Source organism: Neptunicoccus cionae (assembly GCF_002860325.1).
GTDB classification, from domain to species: domain Bacteria; phylum Pseudomonadota; class Alphaproteobacteria; order Rhodobacterales; family Rhodobacteraceae; genus Amylibacter; species Amylibacter lutimaris.
This window is the reverse complement of the sequence record NZ_PKOJ01000001.1, coordinates 164,633-185,783: the sequence shown is the minus strand read 5'-3', so window position 1 is coordinate 185,783 and position 21,151 is coordinate 164,633. Positions and strand designations below refer to the sequence as shown.

Here is a 21,151-nt window from a genome sequence, read left to right as displayed (position 1 = left end):
GCGGCGTGTTACGCCGCAGCACCCAATGCGCCGGATTCGGGCAGTTTGATTGTCACCATATGCTCGGTGTCATGTTCGCCCTGAAAATGGGTCTCTTTTTCGAAATGGGCCTCATGGTCCAGTTCGGCATCTTGTGCATCGGCAAAGCTGCGGAACAGCGCCCAGCTTGCATCGTTGTCTTTGGTGATTGTGGTCTGCATCCGGATCACATCCTTGCATTCCTCGCGCGAGAGCAGGCGTTTCAGCATGCGCTTTGCAAGGCCCAGACCACGGGCTTTTTCGGATACGGCAACCTGCCAGACGAAAAAGGACTCGGGATCTTTGGGCAGCACATAGCCGGAAATCCAGCCCACAGGAACGCCGTCCAGTTCAGCCAGAATACAGGTATCGCGGAAATGGTCGCACTGGATCAGGTTGCAATACATGGAGTTCTCGTCCAGCGGCTTGCACGCCCCGATCAGGTTCCAGATCGCCGCGCCGTCTTCAGGCTCGGGTTTGCGGAACTTAACGTCATTACGACGCGATTTGAACGGATGAATGTCTACCACGGGATACCTCGACAACTGCTTCATTTTGATTGTTAGTTATACGAAGCTTATTTTTAAAATCAATTAGGAAAGGTAATTAATTCTGACCCTGATTATACCTATAAATTACAGAGGCTTGTGCCGAAAAATGGGAAAATCTGCTCAAAATTTGTACATTTTGTAAAGATTATATTTTGTTAACCTAACTACCTAGCCCGCTTGCAGAACCGACTCGGACCAGATAATCTGACCCGATCATTTCGATTGGAAACTCCGTGGACAGAACCGATACTTCCCTGATTGCCCTACGCCGGATTCTGCGCGCGACAGAGCTTTACGGTCGTGCGCTCGCGCAGACGGCAGGTCTGACACCCGTGCAAATCCGCGTGCTACAGATTGTACTGGGCGCAGGGAGTATTACGCCGAAACAGATTTCGGTTCAGATGGGCGTCAGTCCTGCAACGATCTCTACTTTGCTGGACCGCCTGGTCGCAAAATCCATGATCGAACGGCAGCGCTCGGATGTTGACCGGCGGCAGACCAACATTGTTCTGACAGAGCAGGGGCGTCAGGCCGTTGAGGGTGCGCCTGATCCGTTGCAGCAGAAGTATGTGACAGAGTTCGAGGCGCTGGAAGATTGGGAACAGGCTATGATTGTGGCATCGCTGGAGCGTGTGGCTGCGATGCTGAACGCATCTGGTATGGATGCGGCGCCGGTTTTGGATGTAGGGGAAATCCAGCGGTCCCATCCGCCGGTGAAACCCGGCGGAAAGTAACCGTTCATTCAGAGGCCGGGCCTACTTTTTCTTTTTGGTGCCTGACAGTTCGTCAACACTTTTAAGGACACGTTCTTTCAGCAGGTCCATCGCTTCCTCATTGCCCTGCCGCACAATATCGGCCATCTCGGTCGTTGTGGTGACAGTAGCGTCGAAAGTTCGTTTTGCCAGATCCATCTGCGAAGACATCATAGCCGAAGGATCGGCGTCTTTGGCAGAGTTCTTAAAGGTCTCGGAAATATCGGCGAGGGTTTGTTCCAGAGCTTCCCGCTGTTTCAGGGCCGCAGTTTGGGCGCTGCTTGTGCTTTTCTGGGCTGCGGATTGCAGCGCCTGAAAATTGCGACGGTGATAATCCATCATACTGCTGACATCCGGCGCAGGGATCTGCATGGATTTCCCGAAGTTCTGGAACATGTCAATAAACGGATTTTTATCTTCTTTTTTCGGCATAATTAACCTCCTGTTACCAGGGGCCGGAGTGCCAGCCCCAGTTTACACTCTAGCGGCGGGTTGCCAATGCAGACAAGCGATCTCTGACAACCCGTCGTATTTGTTCAGTTTTCAGCCTGCACCAGTGCCAGCACCATCGGACCGATAGAGGGCACAATTGTAGCCAAACCGGCAGGGTTGGGGTGGATGCCATCGCCTTGCATGTATTTTGCCATCCCGCTTTGGGTTTTGGCGGCGGCTTTCAAACCTTCGAAGAAATCTGCATACAAGGGAATGTCATATTTTGCAGCAAGATCTACGTACATCCGGTTAAAGGCCGTCTGGTAGTCAGCGCCGAAATTTCCACCGGCGGTAATTCCCACAAGCAACATAGGAATTCCGGCTTCTTGTCCCTTGGCCAGAATGCGGTCCAGATTTTCACGACTGGTCTGAGGATCGACGCCCCGCAGGTAATCATTCCCGCCAAGGGCTACGATCATCGCATCCACATCGTCCGATAAGGACCAGGCAACACGGGACAATCCCCCCGCTGTTGTGCTGCCGGAAACACCGGCGTTGATCAATTTTACGTCAACACCCTGTTGCCCGATCCAGTTCGCCAATTGTGGCACAAACCCCTGTTCCCGTGGCAATCCGTAGCCCGCTGTCAGGCTGTCACCAAGCGCGAGAATAGTTTTTTGATCGGCGTGAAGCGCGCCTGTGGACAGGATCAGGGCCAAAGCGGTGTTGCGTAGCACCCGTGAACCACCATATCCATAGTCAGACACTTTGCGAAAGACCTGTGCCATGAACAATACCGTCCTCTCCCTCAGCCGTGCCAATCTGTCTCTGGAGGGCAATGCGGGACCAGTCGATATCCTGCATGACATATCGCTTGAAGTGGCGGCCGGGGAAACATTGGGCCTTATCGGGCCGAGTGGGTCAGGCAAATCATCGCTCCTTATGCTGATGGGCGGGCTGGAACAGGCGACCTCCGGTACGATCATGGCCCTCGGGCAGGATCTGACGGCGATGAACGAGGACCAGCTCGCGCGCTTTCGCAGGGATAATATGGGGGTGGTTTTCCAATCTTTCCACCTGATACCGACAATGACCGCGCTAGAAAATGTCGCGACACCGCTGGAGTTGTCCGGGGTAAAGGATGCTTTTGAGCGTGCAGAGGCCGAATTGAAGGCAGTGGGGCTTGCTGCGAGGGTGGATCATTACCCGAGCCAGATGTCCGGCGGTGAACAACAGCGGGTGGCTCTGGCCCGCGCCAGTGCAACACGTCCCCGCATTTTGCTGGCGGACGAGCCGACCGGCAATCTGGATGAAACCAACGGTGCGGCGATCATGGACCTGCTTTTTGACCTGCGCGACCGTCACGGAGCGACCCTGATCATGGTGACACACGCTAATGAACTCGTGACGCGCTGCGATCGGGTGGTCCGCCTGCGGGACGGCCGGATTGATCCCGTGCAGCAAAGCGCCGAGGCTGCACAATGAGCCTGCGGATTGCGTCCCGTTTTGCACGGCGGGAGTTGCGTGGAGGTTTGCGGGGGTTTCGTGTGTTTCTGGCCTGTCTCGCGCTGGGCGTTGCAGCTATTGCAGCTGTGGGCACGGTGCGTTCGGGGATCGAGGCTGGTTTGAAACGGGATGGTGCTGCCTTGCTGGGCGGCGATGCCGAGGTTCAGGTTACGTACCGCTATGCCAGCGCTGAAGAACGGGCGTGGATGGAGCGCATATCCGAACGGATGTCTGAAACCGTTGATTTCCGGTCGATGGTGGTTGTGGACGGTCCGAACGGAGCAGAGCGCGGCTTGACCCAGATCCGCGCTGTTGACGGGGCCTATCCCCTGATCGGTGCTGTGCAGCTCGAACCCGAAGTGCCACTGGAACAGGCCTTGGCAGGACAGGGTGCCGTGATGGAACGGGTGTTGTCGGACCGGCTGGGCCTGAGCGTGGGGGACAGCTTCCGGCTGGGGGAACAGGAATTTACACTTAATGCCCTTTTGCTGCGCTATCCGGATAATGCTTCGGGCGGATTCGGGCTCGGGCCGCGCACGATTGTGCGCACCGCTGCGCTGGAAGGTTCCGGGCTTCTGGCCGAAGGGTCGCTTTATTCTACAGAATACCGTCTGGACCTGCCCGACGGGGCGGCGCTGCAATCCCTCAAGGAAGAAGCTGAAACCCTGTTCCGCGACAAGGGCCTGCGCTGGCGGGACAGCCGGAGGGGCGCGGGGGGCGTACAACGGTTTGTGGAACAGATCGGTGCGTTTCTGGTTCTGGTTGGCCTGTCGGGCTTGGCCGTTGGAGGTGTGGGGATTTCCTCTGCGGTGCGGGCCTATCTGGCAGGAAAAACCGGCGTAATCGCCACGCTCAAGACTCTGGGTGCCACAAAGCGCACAATTTTTCTGACCTATTTTATTCAAATTGGCGTGCTTACAATTCTTGGTGTGACACTGGGCCTGCTGATCGGTGGCAGCCTGCCGGTGTTGCTTGCCCCGCTGATCGAATCCCAACTTCCGATCCCTGCCGAATTTGCGGTCTACCCTGCCCCCATGATGGAAGCAGCGGTTTACGGAATATTAACCGCGCTGATCTTCACACTTTGGCCGTTGGCGAAATCCGGTGAAATCCGTGCAGCAACGCTGTTCCGGGAGGCCTTTACCGGCACCAACACCCTGCCTGCACCGGTCTATCTGGTGGTGATGGCAGCGCTGGTTGCATCTCTGCTTGGGCTTGCCGTCTGGTTTTCCGGAACCGTTTTTCTGACGCTCTGGACAGCGGGGGGAATAGCGGCAGCGCTGGCATTGCTGGTGCTTGCCGCTTGGGGCATTCGCGCACTGGCCCGCCGGTTGCGGCGGCCTGCACGGGGCCGTACCGGCCTGCGGCTTGCACTCGGCGCAATTGGTGCGAAGGGCGGAGAGTCCACTTCGGTCGTGCTTTCTCTGGGGCTCGGGCTCAGTGTTCTGGCGGCTGTCGGTCAGATCGACGGAAACCTGCGCAATGCGTTTTCAAGCGAACTGCCGGAAGTCGCGCCGAGCTACTTCTTTGTAGATATCCAGCCTGACCAGATCGACGGTTTTCGCGCCAGACTTGCAGAGGATCCGAAGGTTAACGATGTGGAAAGCGCCCCAATGATGCGTGGCGTCATTACCCTGATTAACGGGCAGCCGGCCGAAGAGGTCGCGGGCGGGCATTGGGTCATTCGCGGGGATCGCGGACTGACCTATGCGGATGCGCAGCCCGAAGGCACGACTCTGACAGAGGGTGAATGGTGGCCGGAAGGTTACACCGGACCGCCGCAGATGAGCTTTGCAGCCGAAGAAGCGGCAGAGATCGGGCTGGGGCTGGGAGATGAGGTGACGGTCAATGTCCTCGGGCGCGACATCACCGCTGAAATCACCAGCCTGCGGGATGTAAGCTGGGATGATGCCGGCATCGGATTTGTGATGACGCTTGACGCCAACACTTTGGCGGGTGCGCCTCACAGCTGGATTTCTACTGTTTATGCCGAAGAAGAAGCCGAAGCCGCGATACTGCGGGATCTGGCTACTGCCTACCCGAATATCACAGCGATCCGGATCCGTGACGCGGTGGCGCGGGTTGTAGAACTGGTAGGCGGAATTGCTGCTGCCACGCGCTATGGCGCAGCAATGACACTGGTTACAGGGTTTCTCGTGCTGATCGGTGCGGCGGCTGCCGGAGAAAAGGCGCGGGCTTACGAAGCAGCAGTTCTGAAAACGCTGGGTGCCTCACGGGCACGGATCATGGGCAGTTTTGCCTTGCGCGCCGCTTTGCTGGGTTTGGGCGCAGGTGCAATTGCGCTGGTTTCCGGACTTCTGGGCGGGTGGGCCGTAATGACCTTTGTGATGGAAAGCGACTTCAAGGTGATATGGAGCAACGCGCTTTTGATCATTACCGGCGGTGTGCTGGCCTCGCTTCTGGCCGGTTTGGCCTTTGCGCTTCGCCCGCTTTCTGCCACACCTTCCCGAATCCTGCGCGCAAGGGAATGACATAAACGGGCGCGCGCCAGCCGAGTCGCAAGCGCCCGCTGCCATTCCAGCACCAATACCCTGATTTTTCGTCTATCATCGCAATACTTTTGGATAGTCAGCCTACCCGTTTTTGCTGTTAACTATCCATTTCAAAAGAATTTTTTCCAACTTTGCTCTGGTATCTATGCATCAGAGACACGATTGGAGAAATTGCCTTGAAACAGATACAGAAACTTGGAATTTGCCTTGCCTTTGCGTTGCCAGCACCTGCTGTTGCACAGGATACTTTCGGGCTGAGTAAGACACGATTTGCCATATATCAGTCGCAGATTGATGTGCTGGAGCGGCGGGGCATCCTGAAACCTGCTGTAGAAGCCAAAAAAGCACCCGTGGTGCAGGAAGTCGTTGTTTCCACAAAGGGTAAGCTACGTGGACGTCACATGGCGACCTATCTGTCGTCCGCAAAAGCGGCTGCGCGCCGTCACAACGTGCCTGAAAACCTGTTTCTGCGGCTTATCCAGCAGGAATCTGCTTGGAATAAAAATGCCCGCTCTCCGGTTGGTGCGATTGGTCTGGCACAATTGATGCCTGGGACCGCTCGGGAACTGGGCGTGAACCCGAATGACCCTCACGCAAATCTCGAAGGCGGAGCCCGTTACCTGAGCGAACAATACAAGCGCTTTGGAAGCTGGCGTCTGGCGCTGGCGGCATATAACGCGGGTCCCGGGGCTGTGAAAAAATACAACGGTATCCCACCTTATAAAGAGACCCAGAACTACGTCCGGAAGATCCTCGGCGGATAAGCGGAACAGTCCGAAACCCCGAAGCAATCCGGTCAACGGAAGTAGGGTAATGCCTCCACCGCGTGTTTGGTCTGTTGCCATCGCCGCTGAGCAAGGGTTTCGCATAATGTGACTTTACTAGCATCGCTGCCGGTGCAGGAAAGTTCCAGTCGGGTAAGACGAGAGCGCATTTCTTTCGCACCGAATAATGCGCAGGATCCCCCGAATTTATGAGCGATAGACTGTATCGCAGCATGGTCCTGAATGACCATTAAGGAAGCGATGTTGGCAGTTGTTCTGTTGCCTTCGGCTAAGAAGGACCCCAGTTTTTCTTTCAGTCCTGCTGCGCCAAAAGCAAGCAGCAGTTCCTCTAGCTGGTTTTGGCAAAGAAGCGGCAGGCGCGTGCCTTTTGTTCGTTTCACACCGGTTTCAATCTTGCCAGAAAAATTACCAGGGCTGTGACCGCGGATTTTTAATCTGTTTGATGAAAGGCCTATGATGGCGGGCGTTGTCAGGGGCCGCCTTTTCAGATCGCAGAAAGCAAATCCTGTCCCTTGCCGCCAGTGTATCTTGTTTTTACCTTGTCCGGGCAAATCGCGCGGGGGGCTGTGGTACAGTTGTACGCACGCCGCTGCCTCAGTATGTTCTTTCCCGTCCGCCATCCCTAACCCTGAATTCTGTGCGAGTTCTTCAAAGCCTTCGCCCTTTCCGTCGTCTGCTGTTCGGGCGTTTCTAAACATTTCGATCAATGCACCCGTTTGATCAGGCGTTATTCCGCAAGGAAGTTAATAATCAAATAACAAGTGCGCAGTTGGCGTGAGAAAACCATTCGCCGTTTAGGGCTGATTTGGAAAATTGCAGATGGCTCAAATTGTTCCAGCAATCTGAAGCAATTGTTAACCTTTCTATGGATACAACTCACTTTGCAGGACGCTGAAAACTGCGTCGCAGCATTTGCCAGCAGTTGAGCGAACGTGTGCCACTGCAACCGGCGTCTTTGTGAAACATCAGGTCTGAAAAGACTGTGGTGAATTTCGGGACAGGCATCGGCGCAACGTGCAGTACGGGATGGGATAAATGAAAATATTGATAGCAGATGACCACGATCTGGTCCGTGATACGATTGCTTCCTACATCCGGTCCGAAGCGAATTTTGACGTTTCCTGTTCCGCCAATCTTCATGAAGTGTTGAACGAGATAAAGGAGCAGGGGCCTTTCGATTTAGTGCTTTTGGATTTTGACATGCCGGGAATGAACGGTCTGTCCGGTTTAAGCAAAGCGCTGGAGGCGAATGATCAGAAGCCAGTGGGAATATTTTCAGGCACGGCCAAAGCATCCATCGCCGAAGCGGCGCTGGAAGCGGGCTCTGCCGGATTTTTACCGAAAACGATGTCGGCCCGTTCCTTATTAAACGCTGTACGGTTTATGGCTGAGGGAGAAACTTTCGCTCCGGTAAGCTTCATGGCGAACAGGCAAGAGGGTGACCATGAATTTGATACTCTTTTGTCGACGCGTGAAAAGGAGGTTCTTACAGGTCTGTCCAAAGGGTTGGCAAACAAGGAAATCGCACGCGAGCTGGACTTACAAGAGGTGACTATAAAATTGCACTTGAAGACACTTAGTATCAAATTGAATGCCCGTAACCGCACCCATGCTGCAATGATCGCAAGGGATGCAGGTTTTATTTGACGGATCGGTGATCCGGATTGTTCTAATCAGAAAAGGCGGCACCGAAGGTGCCGCCTTTAGAGTGCAGGTCGGAAATTGCGTCATGCTCCCGCGTTTCCGAATTGCGCTCGTTCATTGGGACAGGAAATTGTCCAGCTGATCCCAGAGGTTCTCCGTCAGTTTTAGACGCAGTCGCAAATATAAACCTTTCTGAAAATGGCGGGTTTGGAATGGCAGTTGCTCTGTTGCGTGGTTATATCCGATTGAAACCATTGCGCCTTTTGCAAATACATATCCCGCCTCGATCCCGTAGGCCTGTGCAGCAAATCCGTCGTCGTCCCACATGTGATAAACGTTGCCGGACAGCTCCAGCTTTTCTGGAAGTGCGTCCCAAGTCACACCGGCTTGCAACAGTTGGGTCAGGCTTGATGTTTCAATGCCGCCAAGAGGAGAGCTGAGGCTGGAATACTGACCGGCATATTTACCGTTCACACGCAGGTCAGGGCGAATGTCCCAGGTTCCGGCAAGCGACCAGAGGTGTTGCGTCTCTTCGTTGATATCCCGATCCCGCTGGTATTCGTACCAGCCCAGAGCATTAAACCGTGCATCATCAAGTGGGCGGTAGGCCGCGCCGACACGCAGACGTTCCCGAATTCTTGCATTCTGGCCGGACCGTCCGTCGCGTGCATGGCGGCCTCGTGCGAGTACTGTCACGCCGGGGCTGATTTCACCGGCCAGGCCGATATCGGCATAAAATGTATTGCCGGTCTTTTCGAATGTCTGGTCCAGATTAGCCTCTGCGACCCAATCGCCGTCGCGCGATTCCCATGTCCCGCCAAGGGCAATGCTGGTCAGTCCCGAGTCCGGTTCCGAGAGGTTCAAAGAATGTTCAAGAGACATGTCGATCGCGGTGCGCTCATTCAGTTCGAGCCTTGTAGAAAAGCCCTGAACCAGAAGGTCGTCGCCCAGATCTCCCGGGTTTGTTGTAATCTCGGTGCGTCCGTCCAGCCAGTGGTTCACACGGTATTCAACACCGATATGGGCACGGGTCAGCTTGTCACCAAGATCACCGAAGGACAGTTCGAATTCACCAAAGACACGCAGGTCTTCACGAACACGGTAGTCTGCCGCAACAATGAATTTGCCCTGACCCTCGCCGGAAAGTGGTATTTCCTTCACGAATTTCATGACCATGCCAGGTGTGGATTCCGGACGCCAGACGGCTTCATCCTTGAAGTAGGTGGTGCTGTTCTTGCCCAGTGGTGTTTTTTCGACGACCATGCGGAAACCGGAAGCCCGTGTGAGTTTTTCGTTCACGACCCCACGCACGAGGATTTCGGCACCAAGAGTTTCCTGTTTGGTGGCGAAATCAGACTGGTAGTCTGCAGATGCGATTAAAGTTCTGCTGTCGCTCAGGCGTTTTTCGTAGTCGAGAGAAACCTGCGCCATGCCTGCGCGGACGTTTGAACCGAGGGGGGCAAATTTCAGTCCGGTGCGGGCGGCTTCAAAGCTGAAACGGGTGTCTTCGGAAACATAATCATAAGCGATGCGCCCTGCATATCCGCGTTGTCCGAACCCGTCCTCGGCCTGTGCAATCTCGGCTTCGAACGAGGCTTTGTCGCTGATCTTGGTCTGCAGGAAGGCAGAGTATATCTTGTACCGCTCTTCGGTGCCGGCTGCTCCGTCCGAATGGATGGCACGTGCGCCGATTGTCACCCGCTCGTTCAGCTCTGAAATTGCTTCCAAACCATAGAGCCAGTATTTTTCGCCGCTCTTGCCTTCCACGTTATAGGTGATCCGGAAAGAAACCGGATTACCCAGCGCATCGGCCTGACGCAGAGGGGTGTCAAAGACGATCGTGTCGAGGAAGAAGTCCAGAAGATAGTCGGACATGCGGCGCAGACGCGTTTCAGACAGGATCACACCGGTGTCGCGGTCCCGTACGATCACATCGACCTGATCGGAGCCTTCCTGATAACCGGTCAAATCTACTTCATAGGGGCCGGACACACCGCGCCCTTTGATTTCGAGCGTACGAATTTCCTGTGAAGTGCGGGCGGCAAATGCTGTGACCCGCGTCCGCTCGCCCTGCCAGTTGGCTTTTACGCCTGTGGTGACTGTGCGGAACCCGCCCAGTTCGAAAGCGGAAGAGCCCGGTTCTATCGCGATGTCGCCATAGACGAGAGAGGAAGCACCCCGCTCAAAGCTGACATACAGGTCGCTGGAGGATTGGCCGTCGTAACCGCGTTCGGATTCATCCCCGTAAACAGGGTAGCTTTCGTCGGTATTGATATCGCGGAAGAGCCGGTCGTCCTCATCACTGTCGCTGCTATAGCGCAGGGTCATGAGGGTTTCGCGCCCGACGCGGCCCTTCAGGAATACTTCGCCCCGCAGTCCGGTGTTGGTATCTTCAAATGCGCTAAACTCGCCTTTGTTAAGAAGTTGCGCGCCGGACTGGCTGGCAATCGTACCTTCCAGCACGCCGACCAGAATACGCTCTTCCAGATTTGGAGAAAACAGGATGGAGGCTTCAGCCCGACCGAGCGAACCGCTTTGCGCGCTCAGCAGGTCCGGTCCTGCCATTTGGGGCGGGATCAAGGAGACTTCGGCGATTCCGCTGTCGACGTAGATTTGCACGCCAGGCTGGTTGGCGCGGATGTCTTTTACATCCCAAATGCCCCGTCGCGCGTTCAGCGTCACCACGGTTGCTGCTTTTACAGGTTCGCCTTTGATATCCAGAATTTGCACCGTGAATTTCACCCGTTCCGTCGGGGAGGCAGACGCAGCTTTGGGGCCGACCAACCTGATTTTCTGTGCATCGCCCGGTGCGTAGACGCGAATTTCTGCGGATTTCCGGATGTTGCCGAAGGGATCTTTGCCGACCAGTTGCAGCAGGTTTTCACCGGCAACCAGTTTCACGGCCACATATTCGATGGCCTGCACATTGCCGCCTGTCCATGTGCTTCTTTCACCGATACGGCTGCCACCGATTTTCTGACCGTTGACGATCAGGTCGAGGCCGAGATCTGCCGGACCTTTAACACGCACGGACAGGGTGCGACGGGTCAACCGCTCCTGATCGGAGAGGGTCATGAAACCGATTTCCGAAGACAGGGATTTGATGACATCTTCCAGTGTCTTCTTCGTTTGATCGAGTGCTTCGCCTTCGTCGGTGGCAGTAAGGTTGCCGTCGTCGATTCTGGAGCCGCCGATGATCTGTGTGGAAGTGGCAAGACCGGCTTCACTGCGCACGGCTTGCGGAGTGTTGCTGCTGATATCGACCGGCAGTTCGGTAAAGCTGCGCAGCCCTTCGGTCTCTGCGTTGCGCAGGCTATCACGTCGGGCTGAAACTTCTTCCATCACGTCAGGTGTACAGCTTTCCAGCGGGAAATCCTCGGCTCTCACTTCACCCCGTTTCAGGGCAACGAGGCGGGAACCGGGCTGACGCATGTCGGCAACGCGGGATACAACAGGTTCACTGTTTTCAGGAAGGGTGCTGGTTTGCAGCGCGAGAACATGGGAGACCGGGCGCAGACCGAACAGGCTGTATTTGCCATCTGCGTCAGTCACAACCATCAGGCCTTCCTGAGTAATAATGCGAACACCAGCCACGCCGAGTTCGTCCGCAGAGTCGCGCAGGCCATTGCCGTTACAATCCATGAAGACCGAACCGAAGATCGCGCCTTTGCGGGAAAACACACCGTTGGTTGTGTCCAGTGCCACAGTAGCCTGTGCCGTATTGGACCGGCGGGTTTCGCCGGAACCGGCCTGTTTGCCAATCAGATAAGCGCTGTTCACACGGTTGCCGGAACGCGCAGACGGGGTGAAGCGCAGCACATAAGTCAGTTCTACCGTTTCCAGCGGCGGGATGTTTCCAAGAGCAAAGCGATGTGCGCCGGTGGCTTCAACCAATGGCTGGTCAATCGCCACGCCGTCAAGAAGGGCTGTGCCTTCGACATAAACGGCACCGCGGGGCAGGGCATCGACAAGAACCGCTTGCGTCAGAGCCTGGTTCATACCGTTTTGTGCCTGCACGGTATAGGTGACGAAATCACCGGTCTGAGCCTGTCTCTTGTTCGCGGATTTTTCGATGGACAATGGAACGCCGTAGAATGGATCAAGCGGGATATCCATTGGATAGACCGGACCGCCATCATGCCCGAAACGGACGCCGTAAGAGGCCTTTGCATCCACATTGCGGGTGTAACCGCGGAAATCCGTCCGCTCCGAAGCGAATGAATACTCCGCCGGAGGTAAAACAACGGTGGTGTAGCGGCCTTTGGAGATGTCTCCGAGAGCAAAGAAGCCTGTGGAATCGCTGACAGCTTCCGCCACGACAACGCCGGCGCGGTTCAGCAGCTGCACTGTCGCGTTTGAAATTGTTTCATTTGTCAGACTGTTAAAAACATAGGACCCGGGGCGCACCAGCAGCGTATCAAAAACAGTCTGCGCACGGCATTCGGCACGGGCTTGCAGGTTGTCACCGGGGGCAGACGCGATAACCCCATCACCGGAATTCGGGAAGGACATCTGCGCGATCGGCAGCAGGGTCGTTGTGAAGATGCCTGTGTTTGCGCCGGTTTCGGTTGCAGTTACGGATTCAACGTCATTGGTAATTGTGCTGGTGACTTCGATTGTCACAACATCCACCTCTGCCGAGACGTTGCAGGCACCGGACGTCAGCAGGAGACGTGTGTCGCGGTCCAGGTCCGAGGTATCGGCAGGGCTATCTGTATCAGGATCGATGAAATCCAGCGTGGAAGTTGCATCGGTGACACGGTCAAACGAGACAGTGTTCGATGGAATTTCTGTCAAATCGCCATCTGCAATCAGGTAAGTGACAGCAGTGTTTTCCACAGAGACCGGCCCGAGGTGGTCGGAGATCAGAACATCAAAGCTGACGTCTGTAGAGTGACCAATGGCATAGTCGCCCCGATGCAGGAAAGCCACCGCATCTACCGCTGACAGATCTTCCGGCATGGTGCTTTGGTAGCTGTGCTTGCCCTGACCGCGCAGGTGATATCCGGCAATCATTTTGCCGGCAGGAGATGCGGACAAAAGGGTCGTGTTCAGAGGAATGGCATCCCGAAGAACGATGCCGCGAAAGGAGACGCCGTCCAGAAGAATGTTCTGCCCGTCCAGCGCGCTGTAAGCGGAGACAACGGATTCTGCGTTGTTGCGCAGAGCGAGCGTGAAAGTCGCGATTTCGCCGGTCGGGGCATCACGACGGGTCAGTTTCTTGCGCAGTTGCAGCGCCTGATCCACGATCACAACCATGCCGAGACCTTCGCCTTCGGCCTTTACGGACTTGCCGGAAGTGGCAGAGATTGCTTTGACCCGCAGAGTGGACTCTTCGCTATCGTCAAGCAGGGCTGTGGCTGCCACGCGGAAGCGGTAGATAAGTTTTACCGTTTCGGACGCGGTGATTGGCAGTGTGTCGTCTTTGAAAATCTCGCGTTCGCCGGCGTCAATGACACCGTTACCGTTCGCGTCGATGAACAGAGCTGTGTCTGTCAGCATCGGAGTTTTTTCGGCGTTTTTGATCCATGCGCTATAGAGCAGGTCGACGTTGCCGGTGTTCGTAATTTCGTAAGCGTGTTCGGCAAAGGCGCCGCGGGACAGTCGCAGGTCGGTCAGACCGGTGATTTCCAGTGCGGGCACTTCGCGAACAAGAGCCTCTACAGGGTTGGACCGGACGGTTTCGCTGATACCCAGACCACGGTGGAAATACGTGGCTGAAGCGATGTTCCTGATGATACTTCCGCCAGGTGCAATCTCGGAGACTGCGGGGCCGGATACGCCGAGACCGAGGGCTGTGCCAAGGATCAGTGTGCGACAGGATTTAGTGATTTTATTGAATGCCGAGCAGAGCATTTTTTAAACCAGTTCTGACTTGAGGGAATGGATGAGATCTATGGGGGCTGGGTGCTCTCCCCGGGTTAGGGGCCCGGAGAGAGCGGTTTTGCCTATTCAGCGACCTTCACTGTGAACTCCAGACGGGCGTAGTCGCCGGGGAGAACAGTGTTGTGGAAGCTCTCAGCAGTTGTGCCGGTGATGGTCACAGAGCTGGAAGGTTCCGCAGGGTAGACACTGTAGGCACAGGCGCCGCCGCAAGATTCGATGGATGTGTATGCTGGAGCTACATCCTGAATTTTCACGTTGCCTGCATTCGTGGTGCCTGTGTTTTCCGCTTCGATTTTGTAGCGGATGCACTGACCAGGCTCGACGTCCTGACGCTCGGTTGTGAAGGTTCCGACTGTGCCGTCACAGTTGGCATCGATGTACTGCATCTTGGTCAGTGTGACGTCACCGGAAACGATGATGACACGGTCCTGAACGGCGTTGTTGGCTGTTTCGCTGTCGGTGTCACCACCGGAGTTCAACGCTGTTGCCACAGTCACTGTACCGATTTCGGACAGACCCGGAGTTGCAGTGGATGGTGTTTGGACACGATAGATCAACGAGATGGTTTCACCTGCGGCGATACCGTTGGAACCGGCGCCCAAGTTGTCGACCAGATCGTTAAAGTTATCGATCACAACTTCTGTCGGGTCCAGCGCACCGTTGCCGTTGGCATCCCAGAAGATCGCACCGGAGAAGTCGGTCAGACCGGTTTGGGTCAGCGCACCTTCAGTGATGTCGACGTTCGAGTTGTTGGTGATCTTGTGGACCATGTCTACTACGCCACCCGGGGATGCCTGTGCTTCCTGATCAGCTTCGATCTGCACGTCGATCACCTTGTTTACAGTCACCTGGTTGATGATGCGGTCGGACTGGCCGGTAACGGCAGATGCGACTTTGATATCAATCAGTGTATCGCTTGGCGGATACCCGTCAGTCGGCGTGATAACGACAATGAAGTCTTTGTTACCACCGGCCGGGATGGTGCCTGTGTTGGATACAACTGTTCCATCGGCGAGTTGGAATTCTACAGTCCAACCTGTCGGGATCGGCTGATCCAGAGTGATGTTGAAGCTGTCGGATGTTGGGCCGCCATTTTCTACATTCATCGGGAAGCTTACTGGCTTACCCGGATCAGTGGTTTTTGTGACCCACGGATTTGCACCGTTTGTCGGGTTTGCACCGTCACCTTCGGAACCGGCAACGTCGTTTTCCAGATCGATGGTGGCTGCAAGAACCGCACCTGTGAATTCCGCGGTGGAGCTGTCAAAGCTGCCGCTGTTTTCAGAAGTTGCTACAACATTGGCTGTGAACTCTGACGTTGGAACCGGCGTGACATCGGTTGGGAGTGTCGCAAGCAAGGTCACCTTGCGTGTTTCACCCGAAGCCAGAGGTCCTACAGTCCCTACGATCGGTGTCGCACCGTCTTCGGCAACCATGCGGAAGGTTGTGCCTGTCGGGAAGTCCACGTTGCTGACATCCAGAGTGTAGCTGTCTGTCACGTTAGAGGTGTTGGAGATCACAAACTCGAACGGGATCGTCGCACCTTGGGAGACATCAGCGTTATCTTCGACAACGTCGTTCGCAGTGGCATCCGTATCCGTTGCAGAGGCAACTGTTCCGTCACGCGTGCCGTCGAGATTGATCTTTGTATCGTCAATTTCGAGGCTGAACTGTTCATCTACAGTGATCTGGGCCGTGTTGGAGTCCGGGAAGGCAGTTCCGTCAACCGATTGGGTTGCGGTGTTGGGGATGATACCTGCTGGTACTCCGTCTGCCACTGTGGCTTTAAAGGTAACTGTACCGGAACGGCCGGACGGTACGCTGCTCAGGACAAACTGGAGAGTTTGTGCAGAGTCGTAAGACCATGCGATTGTTTGGCCGCCACCGTTGGTTTTGTCGGTTGCGTTCGCGCCGTTGCTTTCGTCCAGGGTACCGGTGGCATCAGACCATGTTGCGGAGTCCGCTACATATTCCAAACGTCCGTCAAGAATATCCTGTACGATATAGTTGCTGGCATCTGTCAGACCTGTGCTGGAGTAAGTCAGCTTGATGGTCACTTCGTCGCCGGCATCGACAATCGCGTTGTTGCCTGTACCCGAAGCGGGATCCACTGTCATCGATTTGACAACCTCGACAATCGCGCCGGTGGAAATGGTCAGAGTGTCTGTGTTGGTGTCTGCAATCGTGTTGTCCAGCGCGGATGTGGCTTCGACAGTGATGTCATCTGTGCCGGTTTCAGCAGCGTCGGCTGTGGCTTCGATGACAAAACCGAACTGTTCACCCGGAGCAAGGACCGGTGTTTCTGTGATCGGCGTTGCGCTGTCAGCGACACCGTCCATGTCCGCATCGGGATAGAAGACCAGTGTTGTGTCCAGTGCGCCGGTGTTTTGTTCCGTTGCCGTCAGTGTGAAGTAATCCGGTCCGTTACCGTCGTTGGTGACAACGTGCGGCAGGAAGGCTTTACCACCTGGTGCGATGGCTTCGGAATTGTCCGAGATCATCGTCAGGCCGGCGACTTGTTGAACGACTGTTTCAACTTTGTTCGACGTTACGGTGATTGAGTCACCGGAACTGTTGGTATAGGTTGCTACCGCTTGGTTGCCGATCACGGATCCGGCTTCCGGCGGCGCGGCCATTGCTGCGGCCCCTACGACCGACAGGAGTGCGGCTGCTGAACAGCCACGAAGGAAGATTGAACTAGAATTCACTTTACTCACCATTTGTTAAGGTTTGGATTGGTTAGGGTTGAGGGGGGGGTAATTTCGTCCGAATGGATGCCACGCGGGCTTAGTTCACGATCACGCGGTACGAATTCTCTGAGGCGCCACCACCGGGCAGCGGAGAATCAAGAACCCAGCGCACCGCTTCGATTGCTTCTGCGGGGACCGGCTCAAGCCGTTCCGAACCGTTCGCGTCGACTACCTTGCGCATCGCCGGAAGAGTGGACCATTCCAGTCCGGGAAGATCTTCGTCCAGCTCGGCCTCGATTTCGAAAGTCGCTGGAAGAGAGCTGTGGTGCTGATCCATAACGAAGGTCACGCCGTCGGGGATCGGGCCGGAAACAACCAGACCGGAAAGGTTGTCTTCGGTCGTGTTTTCGTGGGTGATAATATACTGGATGGTTTCACCGGGGGCGACGCTTGCGCGTTCGGCCAGAACTTCGTTCCCGTCGGCGTCCTGTTCTACAATGCGAAAGTCAAAGGATGACTTCAACGCATCGGCACTGGCGTGGGGCGCCTGAAAAACCACTGCGGCGACAATGACGCCGGCAGCAGAAAAGATACTTTTATTAAACAACATGTGATAGCTCCTTTTGGCCCCATCCCTAAGAGGCCGGTTGGTTTGAAACGCTTTCGAAAACCCAAGAGGCATCCGAGAACGATCAAGCTTTCACATTGATTGGGCTTTCCGAGCTATCCCCCCGAACGCATACCGTGAGTTGCATTTGATTAGGAAAATGCGCACAAGTCGTAACGGACTGAACGGATGCGTAGGCCCGGTATCCGATCGCAATATATTCCTATCCTTTTGAGAAGAGGTTCTCCCAAACCGCGCAGGGGAATCGCACGTCGAAAGAATCCCTTTCACGGGGAATCACCACTCTTGGAAGATAAAAGATTCCTAAAATTTTTTATAAAATACAGAAGGTTAATTGAGTATTCAGGTTGTGTCCTTCTGTCCGAACTGTCAGTTTCGCTTTATCGAATCCACGCAACGACAATTTTTCCGGCGTCCCCGGAAGGAGCGCGCCATGCGGACCATCCGAATACAATCAAACGATAGATCTGCTGCCTCAAAGCAGATACGTGCATGTGTTGGTGTCTTTGCAGGGTCTTGTCCCCCGGTGGAGTGCTTCACACTTGATCAGGCGTCGAAGAAGGGCGCAACAGGACTTAAGGCAAATGGGTTCTCTCTTATGGCTGCGTGGTTAACCGGTGGTATCTCGACAGGTAGCGCGCAGGGCATCCCGTGTATTCATCCGCGTGAAGGACTACACCTCCGGCTGTCGGAAGACTCAAAGGAGCTTTGCGGTAATCCTGAACCGCGAAACCCTGCGCCCCCTTCAAATGATACTCAAAGCGGTGCGCAGACAATTCCGTTGGCCCAGCTGGACGACGCGGGTTTGGGGCTCAATGTTCTGGTTGTGGAAGATAACGAATTGAATGCCGCGTTCATGCAGCAGGTTCTGCGCCGGTCCGGTGCCCGAGTTTGCGTGGCGGAAAATGGTGCGACAGGGCTGGAACGGATATTCGAAGAGACATTTGACATCGTACTGACAGACATCCAGATGCCGGTGATGGATGGTATCCAGATGTTACAGGCCTATGGAGAAAGCAGCCGTAAGCCGTGCGATTGGCCCCATTTTGTGGCTTGTAGCGGTGCTACAGAAACGGGAGGTCCGACCAATCTCCACTCTCTCGGTTTCGACGATGTGCTTGAAAAGCCGATTTCGATCAAGACAATCGTAAAGCTGCTGTTGAGTTTCGATGAAAAGAGAACGGCAAGTGGGGATTTGGGGCAAGTCAAATCAATGCCCTTAGAAAGGCTCGATCAGACAGGAGTAGTTGAGGGGAAACAGGCTTGTCACAGGAGCTGAAAGGCGATTCAGAAAGACAGCCTAATTCTGCTTCGCAATAGCAGCGAATCCGCATTCTGACGAAAGCAGTGTTGAACTTTGTCGATGAGCGGTAGCGGATTGATTTTGTTTGAAAAACTATACATTTAAGATAGTTTTGGTGCCCAGAAGAGGACTCGAACCTCCACGTCCATACGGACACTAGCACCTGAAGCTAGCGCGTCTACCAATTCCGCCATCTGGGCAACAGATCACGTAGGGGGCGATTTACAGATGGTCGGAGGGGGTGTCAACGGGTGATTCACATCTAATTTCAGCAATTGTGCTTGTGAGTGGGGCCACATCGCATTATTTCAGGGCAAACCCCAGTTGTCGGAGCGCAATTATGTTACAATCGCCTAAAGTTGTTACCATTTTCGGTGGGTCCGGATTTGTCGGCCGCTATATCGCGCGGCGTATGGCGAAAGAGGGCTGGCGCGTTCAGGTTGCTGTGCGCCGACCTAACGAAGCCGTTTTCGTTCGCCCTTATGGTGTTGTTGGACAGGTGGAGCCGGTTCTGGCGAATATCCGCAACGACGATTCTGTTGCGCATGTGATTGCGAACTCCGATGCGGTTGTGAACTGTGTGTCTGTTCTACAGGAGCATGGCAAGCAGACCTTTGAAGCGTTGAACGTCGAAGGTGCTGCACGTATTGCGAAGGCTTGTGCAGCGGCAGGCGTTGCGCGACTGGTGCATATTTCAGCGCTGGGCGCAGATGCGGACTCCGACAGTGCTTCGGCGCGTTCCAAAGCGGAAGGGGAGCAGGCCGTGCTGGATGCTTTTCCAACTGCGATGATCCTGCGGCCTTCTGTTATTTTCGGGAATGAAGACCAGTTCCTGAACCGGTTCGCCCAGATGTCTTCTTTCTCGCCAATTCTGCCGCTGTTTGGCGGAGCGTCCAAATTCCAGCCGGTCTATGTTGATGATGTGGCGCAGGCAGCTTGTAAGGGTATTCTCGGTCAGGCCGAGCCGGGGATCTACGAACTCGGCGGACCGGATGTGGAAAGCCTGTCTGACATCGTGAAGAATATGCTGCGCATCATCCGTCGCCGGCGTCTTGTGATCAACCAGCCGTTCTTTGTTGGAACGCTATTGGGCAAAACGCTGGATATGGTGCAAAAGCTGACACTCGGGCTGTTTACTAACACAATCCTGACCGCTGATCAGGTAAAGCAGCTGCGCAATGACAATGTTGTTTCCAGCACAGCCAAATCGTTTGCAGATCTTGGTATCACGCCAACATCTTATGAAACCGTAGCAGAGCAGTACCTCTATCGTTACCGCCCGTCCGGCCAGTATGCCGAGCTGACGGAAAGCGCACGCCATTTGCGTGGTGCCCCGACGAGCAGCGATTTCTAAGCTGATCGTCCGGAAGTGAAAACCTGCAAGCCCCGCCAGCGCGGGGCTTTTTGCTGTGTGGGTGTTAGCTGTAAGCGACCCCGAGCAGGATCAGCCCGAGAATGACGCGGTAGATCACGTAAGGGGTAAAGCTGACGCTGCGCAGCAGCCGCATCATAAGGGACAATGCCAGAAGTGCTGTCAGAAAGCTGAACACAGCCGCTATCGCGCCATCGCGCAAACCTGCGGCATTTGCTTCGGCCACAGCCTCCACCCCAAGAAGGACGGCAGACGACAGGATCACCGGAATCGACATTAGCATCGCAATGCGTGTTCCGTCTTCCCGTTTGTAGCCCAGAAACCGGGCGCCTGTAATGGCGATACCGGAGCGCGAGGTGCCCGGAATCAATGCAACCGCCTGCCATAAACCCAATTTTATGGCGTCCGGCATTCCCCAGTCGCTTTGCGTCCTTGATTGCGCGCCGCGCTGGTCGGCGATGTATAAAAGGATGCCGAATGCCAGCATGGTCCAGCCGATCACCGTTATGTTGCGCATTGCGTCCGACAGACCGGACAGTTTCAGGACAAGTCCGAAAAGAACCGCAGGAATGGTCGCTATAATCAACAGCAGGGCCAGTCTTGCGGACTGTGTGCCGGTGTTCCCTGTGGCAAGGTGGAAAAGTCCGGTGAAGGCGGATTTCGAGTCTTTCCAGAAGAATAGGATCACTGCGCCAAGGGTGCCGATATGAACCGCCACATCAATCAGTTGCCCTTGATCTGCTACCCCCATTACATTTGGCAGCAGTATCAGATGGCCAGAGCTTGAGACGGGTAAAAATTCGGTAATGCCCTGCACAATTGCGAGTATGAGAAGGTGGAGCAGGGGCATGGCGCTGGCCTTTGTGATTCGTTCTGAAAGGGAGACTATGCCCTGTAAGGCAGGAATGGAATCTCCGCTTAAGGTAAACTATGCTGACCTATTTATTTTTATGAGTGCGAAAAAATTGTAAAATTCAGGTTTATCAGATTATTTATGTCAGCATGATTTACCTATATTGCAGTTTTCCCTTTGCCTGTGGGAAAACATTGGTTAGAAGGCAGGCTCTGGAA

The 21,151-nt window shown here is 55.1% G+C and carries 15 protein-coding genes and 1 tRNA gene; 7 read left to right on the top strand and 9 right to left on the bottom strand.

Features of this window, described 5'->3' with window-relative positions:
* Positions 1-8 precede the first annotated feature (8 nt).
* The gene (gene ectA, locus C0U40_RS00875) at positions 9-539 is read right to left on the bottom strand and encodes a diaminobutyrate acetyltransferase (RefSeq protein ID WP_286134801.1); all 531 of its coding nucleotides are present in this window, start codon (positions 537-539) and stop codon (positions 9-11) included.
* 263 nt (positions 540-802) lie between these two features.
* Between ectA and C0U40_RS00870 the strand changes: the two genes are divergently transcribed.
* Entirely contained in the window at positions 803-1,303 is a 501-nt protein-coding gene (locus C0U40_RS00870) for a MarR family winged helix-turn-helix transcriptional regulator (RefSeq protein ID WP_101653875.1), read from the top strand.
* Positions 1,304-1,324: 21 nt separating this feature from the next.
* Here C0U40_RS00870 and C0U40_RS00865 read toward each other — a convergent pair whose 3' ends face one another.
* Entirely contained in the window at positions 1,325-1,753 is a 429-nt protein-coding gene (locus C0U40_RS00865) for a phasin family protein (protein WP_101653874.1), read from the bottom strand.
* Between the two features lie 104 nt (positions 1,754-1,857).
* Positions 1,858-2,541, bottom strand: coding sequence for an arylesterase (locus C0U40_RS00860; protein ID WP_180957584.1), 684 nt, complete (start codon positions 2,539-2,541; stop codon positions 1,858-1,860).
* Here C0U40_RS00860 and C0U40_RS00855 point away from each other — a divergent pair.
* The 3 genes from C0U40_RS00855 to C0U40_RS00845 all read left to right on the top strand — a co-directional run bounded on the left by C0U40_RS00855 (position 2,540) and on the right by C0U40_RS00845 (position 6,536).
* Entirely contained in the window at positions 2,540-3,238 is a 699-nt protein-coding gene (locus C0U40_RS00855) for an ABC transporter ATP-binding protein (protein WP_101653873.1), read from the top strand. The two genes, C0U40_RS00860 and C0U40_RS00855, sit on opposite strands and share 2 nt — an antisense overlap.
* The gene (locus C0U40_RS00850) at positions 3,235-5,751 is read left to right on the top strand and encodes an ABC transporter permease (RefSeq protein WP_101653872.1); all 2,517 of its coding nucleotides are present in this window, start codon (positions 3,235-3,237) and stop codon (positions 5,749-5,751) included. Before C0U40_RS00855 ends, C0U40_RS00850 begins: the two co-directional genes overlap by 4 nt.
* 197 nt (positions 5,752-5,948) lie before the next feature.
* Positions 5,949-6,536, top strand: coding sequence for a lytic transglycosylase domain-containing protein (locus C0U40_RS00845; RefSeq protein WP_286134721.1), 588 nt, complete (start codon positions 5,949-5,951; stop codon positions 6,534-6,536).
* A gap of 32 nt (positions 6,537-6,568) precedes the next feature.
* On the opposite strand, the gene C0U40_RS00840 is transcribed toward C0U40_RS00845, so the two are convergent.
* Positions 6,569-7,255, bottom strand: coding sequence for an Hpt domain-containing protein (locus C0U40_RS00840; RefSeq protein WP_101653871.1), 687 nt, complete (start codon positions 7,253-7,255; stop codon positions 6,569-6,571).
* A gap of 337 nt (positions 7,256-7,592) precedes the next feature.
* Here C0U40_RS00840 and C0U40_RS00835 point away from each other — a divergent pair, with 337 nt between their 5' ends.
* Entirely contained in the window at positions 7,593-8,204 is a 612-nt protein-coding gene (locus C0U40_RS00835; protein ID WP_101653870.1) for a response regulator, read from the top strand.
* Positions 8,205-8,315: 111 nt separating this feature from the next.
* Here the strand turns inward: C0U40_RS00835 and C0U40_RS00830 are convergent, their stop codons facing one another.
* The 3 genes from C0U40_RS00830 to C0U40_RS00820 all read right to left on the bottom strand — a co-directional run bounded on the left by C0U40_RS00830 (position 8,316) and on the right by C0U40_RS00820 (position 17,387).
* Positions 8,316-14,057 carry a DUF11 domain-containing protein gene (locus C0U40_RS00830; protein ID WP_101653869.1) on the bottom strand — a complete coding sequence of 1,914 codons (5,742 nt, stop codon included), beginning with the start codon at positions 14,055-14,057 and terminating at the stop codon, positions 8,316-8,318.
* A gap of 92 nt (positions 14,058-14,149) precedes the next feature.
* Positions 14,150-16,795, bottom strand: coding sequence for a hypothetical protein (locus tag C0U40_RS00825; RefSeq protein WP_286134720.1), 2,646 nt, complete (start codon positions 16,793-16,795; stop codon positions 14,150-14,152).
* A 79-nt stretch (positions 16,796-16,874) separates the two neighbouring features.
* Entirely contained in the window at positions 16,875-17,387 is a 513-nt protein-coding gene (locus C0U40_RS00820; RefSeq protein ID WP_180957582.1) for a DUF11 domain-containing protein, read from the bottom strand.
* A gap of 616 nt (positions 17,388-18,003) precedes the next feature.
* Here C0U40_RS00820 and C0U40_RS20145 point away from each other — a divergent pair.
* Positions 18,004-18,684: a response regulator gene (locus C0U40_RS20145; RefSeq protein ID WP_219619760.1), complete on the top strand. Its 681-nt coding sequence runs from the start codon at positions 18,004-18,006 to the stop codon at positions 18,682-18,684.
* A 137-nt stretch (positions 18,685-18,821) separates the two neighbouring features.
* Here the strand turns inward: C0U40_RS20145 and C0U40_RS00810 are convergent.
* Positions 18,822-18,908 (bottom strand) — tRNA-Leu (locus C0U40_RS00810).
* A gap of 140 nt (positions 18,909-19,048) precedes the next feature.
* Between C0U40_RS00810 and C0U40_RS00805 the strand changes: the two genes are divergently transcribed.
* Complete coding sequence (locus tag C0U40_RS00805; protein WP_101653865.1) at positions 19,049-20,062, top strand: complex I NDUFA9 subunit family protein; 1,014 nt, start codon at positions 19,049-19,051, stop codon at positions 20,060-20,062.
* A 64-nt stretch (positions 20,063-20,126) separates the two neighbouring features.
* Here C0U40_RS00805 and C0U40_RS00800 read toward each other — a convergent pair whose 3' ends face one another.
* Complete coding sequence (locus C0U40_RS00800) at positions 20,127-20,930, bottom strand: undecaprenyl-diphosphate phosphatase (RefSeq protein ID WP_101653864.1); 804 nt, start codon at positions 20,928-20,930, stop codon at positions 20,127-20,129.
* Between the last annotated feature and the right edge of the window lie 221 nt (positions 20,931-21,151).